Annotated in this window: 8 protein-coding genes and 1 pseudogene; 2 read left to right on the top strand and 7 right to left on the bottom strand. The window is 74.9% G+C overall.

Features of this window, described 5'->3' with window-relative positions; translation table 11 throughout:
• Positions 1-4 precede the first annotated feature (4 nt).
• The 5 genes from C6361_RS15665 to C6361_RS15645 all read right to left on the bottom strand — a co-directional run bounded on the left by C6361_RS15665 (position 5) and on the right by C6361_RS15645 (position 6,774).
• Positions 5-3,655: a hypothetical protein gene (locus C6361_RS15665; protein ID WP_107268179.1), complete on the bottom strand. Its 3,651-nt coding sequence runs from the start codon at positions 3,653-3,655 to the stop codon at positions 5-7.
• Positions 3,656-3,980: 325 nt separating this feature from the next.
• Positions 3,981-4,799 (bottom strand): DNA-formamidopyrimidine glycosylase family protein, encoded by an 819-nt coding sequence (locus C6361_RS15660; RefSeq protein ID WP_107268178.1) that lies wholly within the window; start codon positions 4,797-4,799, stop codon positions 3,981-3,983.
• 284 nt (positions 4,800-5,083) lie between these two features.
• Positions 5,084-5,329: a CPCC family cysteine-rich protein gene (locus C6361_RS15655; RefSeq protein WP_234359515.1), complete on the bottom strand. Its 246-nt coding sequence runs from the start codon at positions 5,327-5,329 to the stop codon at positions 5,084-5,086.
• Between the two features lie 111 nt (positions 5,330-5,440).
• Complete coding sequence (locus C6361_RS15650) at positions 5,441-6,217, bottom strand: S-adenosyl-l-methionine hydroxide adenosyltransferase family protein (protein ID WP_107258570.1); 777 nt, start codon at positions 6,215-6,217, stop codon at positions 5,441-5,443.
• Between the two features lie 44 nt (positions 6,218-6,261).
• Entirely contained in the window at positions 6,262-6,774 is a 513-nt protein-coding gene (locus tag C6361_RS15645; RefSeq protein WP_107258571.1) for an N-acetyltransferase, read from the bottom strand.
• 38 nt (positions 6,775-6,812) lie between these two features.
• On the opposite strand from C6361_RS15645, the gene C6361_RS15640 reads away from it, so the two are divergent.
• Positions 6,813-7,751: an LLM class F420-dependent oxidoreductase gene (locus tag C6361_RS15640; protein WP_107268177.1), complete on the top strand. Its 939-nt coding sequence runs from the start codon at positions 6,813-6,815 to the stop codon at positions 7,749-7,751.
• A 40-nt stretch (positions 7,752-7,791) separates the two neighbouring features.
• Here the strand turns inward: C6361_RS15640 and C6361_RS15635 are convergent, their stop codons facing one another.
• Positions 7,792-8,727 (bottom strand): siderophore-interacting protein, encoded by a 936-nt coding sequence (locus C6361_RS15635; protein WP_107268176.1) that lies wholly within the window; start codon positions 8,725-8,727, stop codon positions 7,792-7,794.
• Between the two features lie 120 nt (positions 8,728-8,847).
• Positions 8,848-13,554, bottom strand: a complete 4,707-nt coding sequence (locus tag C6361_RS15630) for an ATP-dependent helicase (protein ID WP_369931395.1) — start codon at positions 13,552-13,554, stop codon at positions 8,848-8,850.
• Positions 13,555-13,726: 172 nt separating this feature from the next.
• Here C6361_RS15630 and C6361_RS15625 point away from each other — a divergent pair.
• Positions 13,727-14,062 (top strand): annotated as a pseudogene (locus C6361_RS15625) (hypothetical protein); the annotation flags it as partial.
• Positions 14,063-14,264 lie beyond the last annotated feature (202 nt).

Below are 14,264 nucleotides of genomic sequence, written 5' to 3'. Positions count from 1 at the left end.
GCCGTCAGGCCGGCGTACGGATCGAGACCGCGCGGCTGACCACGGAGGTGCCGGCGGCGTTGCCGGCCTGGATCCGGTAGTGGTAGACGGTGTCCCGGGCCAGCCCGGTGTCGGTGAACGAGCGGGCGCTGCCCGGCACGCGGAGCGTCGTCACCCCGGTGGTGAAGCCGGGGCTGGTGGCCCGGTGCAGCCTGAAGCCGCCGACCACGCTGGTCAGCGGGACCGCCCAGGTCAGCACCACCGTGGCAGCGTCGGGTCCGGGCACGCCGTCGAGTCTCGCCGCCAGCTCGGTCGGGGTCGCCGGCACCGCCGGGGTGACCACTGTGGAGACGTTCGACCACGGCGACGAGGCGCCCAGATAGCCGGTCCGCACCCGGTAGTAGTAGGTGGTGTCCGGGGCGACCCGAGGGTCCGGACAGCTCCCGGTGACCGGGACGGTGACGGTGACCAGCCCGCTGGTGAAGGTCGGGTTGGTGGCCCGTTGCAGGTCCACCGTGGTGGCGAAGGAACGGTTCACCCAGCCCCGGTTGACCCGCAGCGGCGGCCCGCTCGCCACCGTGGCGACCAGCCCGGTCGGTGGCCGCAACTGGACGAGCGCGCTGGCGGTGTTCGAGTACGCCGAGTGGGCGACGCCGTTCTCGGCCCGGACCCGGTAGTAGTAGGTGAGTCCGGGGGTGACGGTCGAGTCGACGTACCGGTTGTCGCCGGTCGGGACGGTGAAGCTGCGCGGATCCCGGGTGAAACCGGCGTCGGTGGCCCGCTGCACCAGGCAGCCGGTCGCCAGCGGTCCCGGCGTACCCGTACCCCGGGAGTTGTCCGTCCAGGCCAGCACGATCGCCGGGAGCACGGTCGCCGAGCCGGGTTCCGGCCGGGCGGCGAGCCCGGTCGGCGCGGCCGGCGAGAACCGCAACACCATCGGCCGGGTCATCTGCGCGTCGGCGTGGCCGAGCAGTTGGCAGTGCCAGACGTACTCCCAGCCGAAGTTCTGCGGCCGGTTGGTCACCGCCGCCGGCTCGCCGGTCTCCGGGTCGACCTGGGTGTAGCCCTCGGTCGTACCGGCCGGTCGGGTCGGGTCGTGCAGCCGGACGCTGTCCGGGACGGTGAACGGCAGCGGTTCGGGCAGTGTCGGCCGGACCGCCACGACCGTCGCCTCGAACGGGTTCATCCGGAGGGTTTCCTTCCAGCCGACCTCGTTCGGCTCGGGCGGCTTGATCGCCCCGTCCCGGCCGACCCGGTTGACGAGCTGGACGTTGACGTGGTGGAAGTGGATGGACTGGGTGTCCATCCCGTTGTGGGTGATCTTCCAGAGCTGGGTGTTGTCGCCGGGCGAGCCGACCGGGGCGGACGGGTCGGAGGGGAGCAGCACCTCGGTCGGCGGGTCGATCCGGGTCAGCGGGATGGTGGTCTGGATCAGCGAACTGGTCTTCGGCAGCTCGGTGCCGAGCAGGTAGCTGAGCCGGCCGTACTCGGGGTCGAACTCGGCCACGATCGCCTTCGGCCGCAGCGGCAGGGTCACCGGCGAGTCGCCGCCGTACGGGGTGAAGGTGAGCGAGGTGTCCTCGATCGGGGCGTACGTGTTCCGGGGCGTGGCGGTGCCGAACGCCGCGTCGTACGCCTGCTGCGGCACGATCGGCGGCGGCTGGCTCCGCCCGTACGCCCCGGGGAGCGCGACCCGGAGCCGGTCGGTGTCGAACGGCGGAGCCGGGGTGCCGACCACCTGGATCTGCATCAGCGTCCGGGTGTTCGGGCCGTAACCGGGGCGGGTGGTCGGCGGCCCGCCCGACGAGGTCCGGTCCGGGGCGCCGGTGTAGTGGTCGTTGCGCGGGTCGAAGCCCGGCATCGGCGCCGGAGCGTCGTTGTAGAGGATCAGGTTCGACCCGGGCGGCACCGACGAGAAGTCGACGACCACGTCGGCGCGCTCGCCGGGGGCGAGCAGCAGGGCGTGCCCGGTGACGTTGAGCACCGTCACGTCCCGCCGGTTGTACTGGTAGTCGATCGGCTGGTTCGGCAGCATCGCCACCGCCGGCAGCAGCCCGCCCTCGGAGCCGACCTGGATCCAGTCCGGCCCGGCCGCGTTCGGGTCCGGGACCCCGCCGCACCGGCCGTCGGTCGGCCAGCCGGGCGGAAAGTCCGGGTTCGGCCGGGCCGCCACCATCGGTACCTCCCCGGCGTCGCCGTCGGCCAGGGTGCCGTCCGGATGCCACATCGGCGCGTCCGAGGCCGCGTAGTAGAGCTGGAGGTTGAGGCTGCGGTCGTTGCAGGCGTTGAGGATCCGGAACCGGTACGCGGCCGGGCGCAGCCGCAGGTACGGGTAGGCGGCGCCGTTGACCAGCGGGGTGTCCAGAAAGGCGTCCGGCACCGCCGACGGTGTCGGGGTGCCCGGCTGGACCGGCGGCTCCCACGGCCGGGCGACCGGGTCGTGGTACGGGTTCGGCGCCGCCCCGTGCGTGATGCCGGTGAACGGCGGCCAGAACCAGGGCCCGTAGTCCCACCGCCCCATCGGGTTCGTCCCCGACTCGTTGTAGGGGTTCTGGCTCGGCATGTAGACGTGCGGGAACCAGAGGCTGCCGGCGCCGCCCCAGCGGGCCACGTCCCAGGTCGGGTCCTGGGCGGCGAGCTGCGCCTCGTCCGGTACGAAGGTCTTGTCCTGGAGCACCAGCACGATCTCCTCGGCCGGCAGCGCGCCGTCGTCGACGAGTTGCCGCTGCACCGGATCGTCCAGCCGGTAGAGGCCGAGCTGTCCGGAATAGACGGTGAGCCGGGCGATCCCCTCCGCCTGGTCGTGGAACCAGAGCAGCCGGCCGCTCTGCTGGTTGGGGTAGTAGGCGGTGCTCGCCCCGGCGCCCGGGGCGGGCATGTCCGGCACGCTGGCGTGGCCGGCGCCGTGCGGGTAGGAGGTCGGCTCGCCGGCCGGGGTCGTCCACTGGGTCGGGCCGCCGTTGCTGATCCACGGGGTACGCCCGCCGTGCAGGTGGACGGCGGAGCGGTTCTGCGGGTAGTGCTCGGTGCCGCCGAGCGGACCCGTACCGGCGCCGGGCAGGGTCGGGTCCACCGGCAGGAAGAGCGCGCCGGCCTCGCCGACCGGCAGCCGGTTGACGTACTTGACCCGGACCGGACGGTCCCGCTGGGCCAGGATCAGCGGGCCGAGATGGTACGGCCGGACCGGCGGGCTGACCGTGTTGTGCCCGGTGGCGTCGGTCCCGTTGTTGAGCTGCCGGTACCCGCGCAGCCGGGTCGGCGGCAGGTCGGGATGCAGCCGCTGGTGGAACTCCTGCACACCGATCTCGTAGTAGTCGCAGCCCGGGTAGGTGGTGGTGTCCGGCACCGCGACCGGGATCAGGTTGCCCAGTTCGTTGGGGGTGTCGCCGGTCCGGGGCAGCGCGGCGACGAACTTCCGGATCCCGGTGCCGGGGACCACCCGCCCGCCGGGGTCGCAGACCGGCAGCGGACTGTACGCGAAGTTGGGTACGAAGCCGAAGTAGTCCGGCGCGGCGGTCGGGTCCGGGGTGACCGCCGGCAGCGGATCGGTGCTGGTCCGGGCGGCCGGCACCACCGTACCCGCCGCCCGGCCGGTGCCGGCCGCTCCGCTCTCCCCGCCCTGTCGCCTGGCCTGCTCCGCCCGGGCCGCCCGGCTTGCCGCGAACCTCTTGAACATGACCGCACCCCTTCCCCGGGAAGATCAGCTCAGGACCGCTCCGTCCGTCAGTGCCCGAAGATCCGGCGCCGGTCCGCGCTGACCCGCCCGGTGAGCTGCTGACGATCCGTAAGCAGTCAACCGCTTACCGCCAGTGTTGGATACGGTCGCCAGGCTGGTGAAAGCGTCTCGACTTCGGATTGGCACATCCGACCGCGCCGGGTTCTGGGGTGACCCTCGGTACGTGGCGGGCGGTCGAGCCGCCGGTCGGCGGGCCGGGCGACAGGCTCCTCCTGCGGCGCCCGGTTGCCGTGGTCGGCTGCGGTGGCCGGTGTGCCGGCGGTCCTCAGTGCGCGGGGCGCCCGGGGCGGCGCCCCGGCTCCGGTTGGCAGGCCGGGCACCAGTAGGTGACCCGGTCGTCCTGCTCCCGCTTCCGGATCGTCGAGCCGCAGCGGCGGCACGGTTCGGCCCGGCGGCCGTAGACGTAACTGGTCCGGCCCCGGTGCAGCGACCCGGTCGTGCTCTGCGTCCACCGTCCCCGGTTCGCCATCAGCAGCCGGTGCGCCAGGGCCACCATGCCGGGCAGGTCCGGAACCTCCCGGACCGGCGTCCACGGCGACACGCCGCGCAGAAAGAGCAGCTCGGACTTGTAGAGGTTGCCGATCCCGGCCAGGTTGGTCTGGTCGAGCAGCGCCTCGGCGATGCTCCGGCCGGGCTGGGCGGCGAGCCGGCGTACCGCCTCGGCCGGGTCCCAGTCCGGGCCGAGCAGGTCGGGCCCGAGGTGCCCGACCAGCGACCGCTCCTCGGCGGTGGGAACCAGGGCGAGATCGTGCAGGTGGTAGCCGACCGCCACCGAGGCGGCGGTACGCAGCACCACCCGGATGGTGTGCGCGGGGCGGGCCGCCCAGCGCTCCCCCGGGGCGTACGTCCGCCAGGCTCCGTCCATCCGCAGGTGCGAGTGGAGGGTGAGCTGCGCCTCGTCGTCCGGGGTACGCAGGCGCAGCAGCAGGTGCTTGCCCCGGGCGGCGGACTCCAGCACGGTCGCGCCGGTCAGGTCGGTGGTGGCCAGTCGGGGCACCCGGAAGTCGGTGGCGGTCAGCCGGTCGCCGGCCAGGGCACGGTGCAGCGCACGGGCGGTGTTCCACACGGTGTCGCCTTCGGGCACCCCTCCATCCTCCCTCAGCCGTACGGCCGCCGTCGGGTGGGCGCCGATCGGGCAGGCGGTCGTGACCTGCGCGGACGCGTACCGGCCGAGCCGCCGCCGGGTGTGGGCTGGTCGGTCACGCCCGGGTCGCCGCCGGTCGTGCCGTCGCGGGGTCGTCCGGGACCGCCGAGGCTGGGCGGCGGCGCCTGCGCTGGGGGTGGCTCTGCGGGGCCGATGGTCGCGGATCGCCCTCGGGTGGACGGCGGCGCGGGCGTGGCCCGGGTGCTACCGCCGCCCACCCGGGGTCAGGGCAACTCCTCGGGGCGGGGCTGGCGGACCGCGTCCTGGTAACGCGGGTGGCTCGCGCCGTAGATGGCGTAGTTGAGCCGGGCGTCTGACAGGCTCAGGTCACCGTTGGGGCCGCCCCGGGCGGTGCCGGCATTCTGGTCGGTGGAACCGTCGTCGGTCCAGAAGCAGACCGGGCAGGTGCCGCCGCCGGTCCGGTGCGCGCAGCATGGGCAGGCGGCGACATCGATCGTGTGTTTCCCCACACGGGTAAGCATTTCACAGCCGCCCGGCACGGGCACAGTAGACAGTTTTGCCGACGCCACGGGTCCGTCCCGGCGCGGATCGGAGCCCGGTACGCCGGTCCGCGCGCCCCTTCAGCCGAGCCGCAGCACGTCACCCGGGGCGACGCCGAGGAGGTCGTCGGCGCGGCCGCCGTTGACCGCGACCGCGAGGTGGCCGGCCGAGTCCGGATAGACGACGGGTTCGCCGGCCGGGGCGTCGCCGAAGGTGGCACCCCGGACCGCCCGCCGCGCGCCGATCCGGACAACCGGACCGAACCGGCGCAGTGCCGAGCCGGGGGCGGCGAGCTGGACGTTGCCGAAGTGGTCGACGGCGAGCACCTCGGCCTCCAGCCAGCCGTCCCCCTCCACCAGCACCGGTTCGGCCAACCGCACCAGGGTCGCCGGGTCGACGGCGGGGCCGGCGTCGGTCAGCGGTGCGCCGAGCGCGAACCGGGCGGCGGCCGGGGCGAAGATGTCCCGGCCGTGGAAGGTGCGGGACGGGTCGGGGAACCACTCCGCGCTGGTCAGCTCCACCGCCTCGGTGATCCCGCCGAGCACGGCCGCGGCCCGGGGGAGCAGCCCGTTGTCCGGGCCGACCAGCAGACCGCCGGGGGTACCCAGTGCGACGCCGCGCCGCGCGGTCCCGACGCCCGGATCGACCACCGCCACGTGTACGGCCGGCGGCAGGTGCCCCACGGTCTGGGCCAGTACGGTGGCGCCGCGGGCGACGTCGCCGGCCGGGATCAGATGGCTGACGTCGATCACCCGGACGGTCGGCGCGATCCGGGCGACCACCCCGTGACAGGCCGCCACGAACCCGTCGGAGAGGCCGTAGTCGGTGGTCAGGCTGAGCCATGCGTAACCGGGCACAGCCGGAAGACTAGCCCGGCCGGCCCCGACGGCCGAGGCGGAACTCAGGCCGGTGCGTCGGATCCGGCCGGGAGCAGCCGGAGTTCGAGGCGCAGCTCGTCGTGCAGCGGGATGCCGTCGGCGCCGATCGTCGGGATGCTCGGCTTGCGCAGCCGGGCCCGGTCGACCGCGCCCGGGTCGACGGCGACGATCCGCAGGCCGCGCCGCTGATAGAAGCGGAGCGCCCGGAGGTTGTCGTTGCTGGTGATCAGCCAGAGCCGGTCCGCCCCCTGCGCCCGGGCGGTCTCCGCCGCCCCAGCCAGCAGCGCGGTGCCGACCCCGCTGCCGGGCTTGTCGGCCACGACGCTGACCACCTCCAGCCCGGCGTCGTCCAGGTGCCAGGCCAGGGCCCCGCAGACCCCGCCCGCGCCGTCGACCGCGACCAGGGTGGGCAGCTCGCGCAGGTCGTAGCGGACGTCGTGGCCGATCACGTACGGCCCGCCCCACTCCCGGTCGTGCAGCGCGTCGATGGTGGCCCGGTCGGCCGGCCCGGCTGGGCGTACCCGCAGTTGCGACACCTGTCCGCTCCTCCCCGGGCACCTGGCAAGGTGACCGTATGCGCCTCTGTATCTTCACCGAACCCCAGCAGGGGGCGAAATACCGGGATCTGCTCCGGATCGCCCGGCACACCGAGGAGTGTGGATTCGACGGCTTCTTCCGCTCCGACCACTACGTGACGATGGGCGGCAGCGGGCTGCCCGGGCCGACCGACGCCTGGCTGACCCTGGCCGCCCTGGCGGTGCAGACCTCGCGGATCCGGCTCGGCACGCTGGTCACCTCGGCGACGTTCCGGCTGCCGGGGCCGCTGGCGATCGGCGTCGCGCAGGTGGACGAGATGAGCGGTGGCCGGGTCGAGCTGGGTCTCGGCACCGGCTGGTTCGAGGAGGAACACCAGGCGTACGGCATCCCGTTCCCCTCGCCCGCCGAGCGGTTCGACCGGCTCACCGAGCAACTGGAGGTGGTCACCGGGCTCTGGGGCACCCCGGTCGGCGACACCTTCGACTACTCCGGGAAGTACTACCGGCTGGTGGGCTCGCCCGCGCTGCCGAAGCCGGTGCAGTCGCCGGGGGTACCGGTGATCGTCGGTGGCAAGGGGCTGCGGCGTACCCCGATGCTGGCCGCCCGGTTCGCCGACGAGTTCAACGTGCCGTTCAGCTCGGCCGACGAGGTGGCCCGCAGCTACGCGGCGGTGGCCGAGGCCGCCGAGCGGACCGGCCGGACGGAGTCCGGGCGGGCCCCGCTGGTGCTCTCCGCCGCGCTCGCCGTGCTCTGTGGCCGGTCGGACGCCGAGGTGCGCCGCCGGGCCGAGGCGATCGGCCGCGACCCGGACGAGATGCGCACCTCGTACGGCGTCGCCGGCACACCGGAGCAGGTCGTCGAGCAGATCCGGGCGTACGCCGAGCACGGCGCCAGCCGGATCTTCCTCCAGGTGCTCGACATCGCCGACCTGGACCACCTCGACCTGATCGCCGCCGAGGTGGCGCCCCGGCTCTGAGCCGGCGCCCGGCGCCGGGCCGGGGAGCCAGGGACCGTGGTCAGGCGGCGTCGTCGGCCTTGCCGAGTCGCCAGTAGCCCATGAAGGCCACCGACTCGCGGTCGAGACCGCGCTCCGAGACGAGGTACCGGCGCAGCGTCCGGATCACCCCCGACTCGCCGGCCAGCCAGGCGTAGTGCCCGCCGTCCGACAGGCCGACCGGTACCTCCCAGAGTTCGTCGTCGACGGCCTCGTCCGACGCGTCGCGCGGGGCCGGCCGGTCCGTCGGGAGGAGCCGTTCGGCGGCGGCCCGGACCGCCGGGACCAGCAGGCTGCCGTGCGCCGCGCCCGAGCGGGGCAGCCAGCTCACCGTCACCAGCGGCGGGGCCGGCAGGTCGAGCACGTCCGCCGGCTCCGGCACCTCCAGCAGTACCTCGCCCCGGCTGTGCGCGGGCAGCCGTTCGACGATCGCGGCGATCGCCGGTACCGCCGTCTCGTCCCCGACCAGCAGCAGGGTGCGGGAGGCGAGCGCGGGCTGGAACTCCCGACCGCCGTGGTCGCCGAGATAGCCGTGGTCCGGCCCCATGATGACGATCCGGTCGCCCGGCGCGGCGTCGAACGCCCAGCGGGCCGCCGGCCCGTGTGCGCCGTACGGGCCGCCGTCGGGGTGCAGCACGATGTCGACGTCGACCTCGCGGGCCTCCCGGCGTACGGCCCGGGTGGTGTAGGTGCGGAACGGGTTGCGCAGTTCGGTGGGGAGGGCCCGCCAGCGCTGGTACCAGTCGGTGCCCTGCGGCAGGTGGCGGAAGCCGTGCTCGGGTACCGGGAAGACGAGTTTGATCCGCTGGTCGTAGCCGGGGTCGGCGAAGGTGTCGAAGTCGTCGCCGGTGAAGGTCACCCGGAGGAAGGACGGGCTCAGCCGGTGCAGCCGGACGACCTCGGCCGGAAAGAGCCGCCACGGGGCGACGAGCGACGGGGCGGTGGAAAGCTCGGTCATCTGGCCAACCTCTCGGTACACGACGCCGACAGGTACGGCGAGCGGCGTGCCGTTAGGTTAGCCTAACCTCCGGAGATTGTCAGCGGGTGGGGCGACTACGTTCGGGTCGGCAACTGCTGGTCAGCCGCGCAGCCGCAGCCCGCGCGGTGTGGTCCGGAAGCCGGCGGCGGTGAGCGCGTCACGCAGTGGCGAGGCGTGCACCGAGGCGCCGTCCGCGCGTTCCACCGCCAGGGCGCCGAGCGCGCCGGAGCCGACCGCCGCGCCGAGCGCCTGGGCGGCGGCGGCCAGTGCCTCGGAGTCGTCGCTGAACGAGAGCAGCGTCCGGCCGCCGCGCTCGACGTAGAGCACCAGCGCGCCGTCGACCAGCACCACCAGGGCACCCGCCTTACGCCCGGCCCGATGCCCGGTCGGCGAACCGCCGCCTGGCGGGCCGCCGGTCGCCGAACCGCCGCTCGCCGGGCCTCCGGAACCGCGGTCGGGTTCGACCGTGCCGTCGCCGGAGTCGACCACCCGGGCCGGCCAGGGCAGCGCCGCCCCGTACGGGTTCGCCGGGTCGGTAGCGGCCAGCACCCGGGCCCCGCCGGTCCGACGGCGCAACTCCTCCGGCTCGGCGAGCGCCCGCAGCCGGTCCACCGCACCGGGGACCGCGAACTGTGCCGCACCCAGCCCCTCGACGAAGTAGCCACGGCGGGCCGCCCCGCGCTCCTCCAGCGCGGCGAGCACCGGATAGACCGCGGCGAAGCCGCCGGCCACCCCCTCGGCGACCACCGCTCCCCGGGTCACCACCCCGTGCCGCTCCAGCAGCACGTCGGCGAGGGCGGCGGCGCGACGGGTCGGGTCGACGTCCCGCCCCGGGAGCCGGGACCAGCGCCCGGCGACCGTCGGCGGCCCACCCCGGGCCGGCAGCGCCGGGCGGCCCGGCCGCCGGTAGCGGGTCCGGGGCGCACCGGTACGCGGCCGGTGCGCACCCCCGCCACCGAGTACGGCGCGCAGCGGTGCGAGGGTGTCGTTGGTCAGCCAGCCGGCCCAGACCAGCTCCCACACCACCCCGACCAGCGTCGCGTCGTCGACCGGCCCGGCAGCGGACCCGGCGACCCGCTCGTCGACGGCGACCCGCTCGGCCAGCGAGCGGAAGAACAGCGCCTGCCCCTCGCCGAGCGCGCTCAGCACCGCCTCGTGCAGCGGGGTCAGCGCCAGCGCCTCGTCCGGCGGTGGCAGCAGCAGGGCGGCGCTGTCCGCGTACGCCAGGGTCACCCAGCCGTCGCCCCGGCCGATCGCTCCGGAGCCGGCCCAGAGCACCTCGCCGCTGGCGCAGAGCTCGTCGAGATAGGCGGGGGCGTAGTCGGCGACCCGGGCGGGCAGGACCAGGCTCTCCAGCGCGGACGCCGGCACGGCCGTCCCCTGCAACTGTTCCACCACGGCGGCGACCGCCTCGACACCCCGGGCCGCCGCGCCGACCTGCTGCCAGCGCGGCAGAAAGGTGGCCAGCGTCCGGGCCGGCACCGGCTCGATCTCCCGGCGCAACGCGGCCAGGGAACGACGGCGCAGCAGGCGCAGCACCTCGGCGTCGCACCACTCCGGCCCGGCGCCGGTCGGCGAGAACTCGCCGGAGACGACCCGCCCGTCGGCACCGAGCCGGCGCAGCGTCTGCTCCACCACGAAGACCCCGAGCCCGAACCGGGCCGCGCAGGTGCCCGCGGCGAAGGGTCCGTGCGTCCGGGCGTAGCGCGCGACGAGATCGCCGAGCGGGTCGGCCACCGGTTCGAGGTACGCCTGCGCCACCCCGACCGGCAGCGCAACCCCGAGCGCGTCCCGGTAGCGACCGGCGTCCTCGACGCCGATCCAGCGCTCCTGCCCGGCGACCCGGACCCGGAGGATCCGCCGCGCCTGCGCCAACCCGGTCAGCCACTCCGGCGCGACCCCGCGCTCGGCCAGCTCGGCGTCGGAGAGGTCACCGAGCAGCCGGAGCAGCTCGACCGCGTCCTCGGCGTCCCGGGGGCGGCGCTGCTCGGTCAGCCAGCGCAACTGCCGTTCGGTCTCGGCCACCACCGTCGGGTCGAGCAGCTCCCGCAGGTCGACCCGGCCGAGCAGTTCGCCGAGCAGCGCCGAGTCGAGCGCCAGCGCGGCGGCCCGCCGTTCGGCCAGCGGGGCGTCGCCCTCGTAGAGGAAGGCGCCGACATAGCCGAAGAGCAGCGAGCGGGCGAACGGCGACGGCCGGGGCGTCTCCACCTCGACCAGCCGTACCTTGCGGGTGGCCACCTCCCGCATCAGCGCCACCAAACCGGGCAGGTCGAAGACGTCCTGGAGGCACTCCCGGGCCGCCTCCAGGGTGATCGGGAAGTCGGCGTACTCCCGGGCGACGTCGAGCAGTTGGGCGGCGCGCTGGCGCTGCTGCCAGAGCGGCTGGCGGCGGCGCGGATCGCGGCGGGGCAGCAGCAGGGCGCGGGCGGCACACTCCCGGAACCGGGCGGCGAAGAGGGCGGACCCGCCGACCGACTCCTCCACCAGGGCGGCGATCTCGTCCGGGTCGAAGGCGACCAGCTCGGCACCGGGCGGGTCGTCGGCGGTGTCGGGCAGCCGGACGACGATCCCGTCGTCGGAGGGAACCACCTGGGCGTCGACGCCGTAGCGTTCGGTGAGCCGGCGGGCGATGGCCAGCGCCCACGGGCCGTTGACCCGGGCGCCGAGCACACAGTGCACGGCCAGCCGCCAGTCGCCCAGCTCGTCGCGGAAGCGCTCCACGAGAACCGTCCGGTCGTCCGGTACGGAACGGGTCGCGGCCTGCTGCTCGCGCAGGTACGCCACCAGGTTGCCGGCGGCCCAGTCGTCCAGCCCGCCGGAGCGCAGCGCGGTCCGGGCCGCCTCGTCGTCGGCCCGGACCAGGCCGCGCAGCCGGTTGCCGAGCGCCCGGCCCAGCTCGACCGGGCGGCCGAGCTGGTCGCCCTTCCAGAACGGCATCCGGGCCGCCTGCCCGGGGGCGGGCGAGACCAGCACCCGGTCCGGGGTGATGTCCTCGATCCGCCAGGACGACGAGCCGAGCAGGAAGACGTCGCCGACCCGGGACTCGTAGACCATCTCCTCGTCCAGCTCACCCACCCGGGCGGCCCGCTCGGCGCCGGCCAGGAAGACGCCGAAGAGCCCCCGGTCGGGGATGGTGCCGCCGCTGGTCACCGCGAGCCGCTGCGCCCCGGGACGGCCGCTGAGCAGGTCGGCGGCGCGGTCCCAGACCAGCCGGGGGCGCAGTTCGGCGAAGGCGGTGGACGGATAGCGCCCGGAGAGCATGTCGAGTACGGCGTGCAGGGCCGAGTCGGGCAGCTCGGCGAAGGGTGCGGCGCGACGGATCAGGGCGGTGAGGTCGGCGACCCGCCACTCGTCGAGGGCGACCATCGCGACGATCTGCTGGGCGAGCACGTCCAGCGGGTTGCGCGGATAGTGCAGCTCCTCGATGGCGCCGTCGGTCATCCGTTCCGCCACCACCGCGCAGGAGAGCAGGTCGCCCCGGTGCTTGGGGAAGACCACGCCCCGGGAGACCGCGCCGACCTGGTGCCCGGCCCGGCCGACCCGTTGCAGGCCGGCGGCGACGCTCGGCGGGGCCTCGATCTGCACCACCAGGTCGACGGCGCCCATGTCGATGCCGAGTTCCAGGCTGGAGGTGGCGACCACCGCCGGCAACTGGCCGGACTTGAGCGCCTCCTCGATGTGCCGGCGCTCCTCCCGGGAGACGCTGCCGTGGTGTGCCCGGGCGATCACCGGCGCCGCCCCGGTCGCCGCACCGGACTGGGCCATGATCTCGGCCGGCAGCCGGGGCGGCGTCCCCGGCCGGTCGGCACCGGACCGCCCGGCCCGATCGACGGCCGACCCGGCTCCGTCCGCGGTGAGCTTGGCTCCGTCGGCGGCCAGTTCGGCCTCGTCGGCGGCGAGTTCGTTGAGGCGGGCGCAGAGCCGCTCGGCGCCGCGCCGCGAGTTGGTGAAGACGATGGTCGACCGGTGCGACCGGACCAGGTCGTAGACCCGTTCCTCGACCGCCGGCCAGATCGACGCCCGGCGCGGGGTGCCGAACTCGTCCTCCGGCGCCTCCTGCTCGTCCAGCCGGGTCATGTCCTCGACCGGCACCTGCACGCTGACCTCGATGGTCTTGGCGGTCTCCGGCTGCACCACGGTGACCGGCCGGGCGCCGCCGAGGAACCGCGCGGTGGCGTCGATCGGGCGTACGGTCGCGGAGAGCCCGATCCGCTGCGCGGGGGCGGGCAGCAGCGCGTCGAGCCGCTCCAGGGAGAGCGCCAGGTGGGCACCGCGCTTGGTGCCGGCGACGGCGTGCACCTCGTCCACGATCACGGTCTGCACGCCGCGCAGCGAGTCCCGGGCGGCGGAGGTGAGCAGCAGGAAGAGCGACTCCGGCGTGGTGATCAGGATGTCCGGCGGGGTACGCGCGAAAGCCCGCCGCTCGTCGGCCGGGGTGTCGCCGGTCCGCATCCCGACGGTGATCTCGGGTGGCGGCAGGCCCAGCCGGGCCGCCGCCTGCCGGATGCCGGTGAGCGGGGTGCGCAGGTTGCGTTCGACGTCGACGGCGAGCGCCTTGAGCGGGCTGACGTAGAGCACCCGGCAGCGCTGTCGGGGATCGTCCGGAGCCGGCTCGCGGGTCAGCCGGTCCAGCGACCAGAGGAACGCGGCCAGGGTCTTGCCGGAGCCGGTGGGGGCGACCACCAGGGCGTTGTGGCCGGCGCCGACCGCCCGCCACGCCCCGGCCTGGGCGTCGGTGGGTGCGGCGAAGGCGGCGTCGAACCACTCCCGGGTCGCCGCGCCGAAGGTCGCCAGCACATCGCTCACCGACCCATCGTGCCCGGTCGGTCCGACAGGTTCACCGGAACGGTTGTCCGCATGCCCGGTTGATCGTTGTTTTCGCCTGAGATGAGGGCTAAGTCTCACTTAACTGCTTGCGAATGATGTGCGACCTACAGTAACTTCTCCGAAACCCAAGCTCGGCGCCAAGGGGGTACGGATGACCGGCGATCCGCGCGACGTCCCCGCCGCCACGGACGTGTTGACCCGCCGGGTCGAGACCTACCTGACCGTGGCGCGGGCCGGTCTGCGCGGCGCCGACCTCGAACTCGCCGAGCGGCTGGTGGACTGTCTGCGCCAGTTGGTCGCCGCCACCGCCACCGCCAGCGCGGCGGACCGGGCCCGGGTCCGGGCCGCGGTGCACGCCCTGGTGCTGCGCCGCGAGGCACACGGCCGGGTGCTGCCCCGGCGCTCCCTCGCCGCCGCCCAGCAGGTGATCAACCAGGTGGTCCGGCAACTCGGCCGGCCCGACCTGGTGGTGCCCTCCACACCGGACGCGCCGGACGAGACCGCCGCCCGCGCCCTGCTCGCCCGGAACACCGGACCGACCCTGCTCGATCCGGCCCCGGCGAAGGGCGTCGACTCGCCGTGCACCGTCGGCTGACACCCCGGATCCCACCGACCCCACCCGCCCGGTAAGGGCAACGCAGCGGTAGCCGCGACTCGCCCGGCCCCGCCGCCCGCCCGGCAGCCCCGCC

The organism is Plantactinospora sp. BC1 (assembly GCF_003030345.1).
Taxonomy (GTDB): Bacteria; Actinomycetota; Actinomycetes; order Mycobacteriales; family Micromonosporaceae; genus Plantactinospora.
Note: the sequence above shows the minus strand (reverse complement) of the source record. Positions and strands in the feature narration are given on the sequence as shown.

Excerpts from the sequence above, each read along its gene's own strand:
- C6361_RS15665 (WP_107268179.1), bottom strand. The coding sequence starts at position 3,655 with ATGTTCAAGAGGTTCGCGGCAAGCCGGGCGGCCCGGGCGGAGCAGGCC.
- C6361_RS15635 (WP_107268176.1), bottom strand. The coding sequence starts at position 8,727 with ATGACCGAGCTTTCCACCGCCCCGTCGCTCGTCGCCCCGTGGCGGCTC.
- C6361_RS15640 (WP_107268177.1), top strand. The coding sequence starts at position 6,813 with ATGCGCCTCTGTATCTTCACCGAACCCCAGCAGGGGGCGAAATACCGG.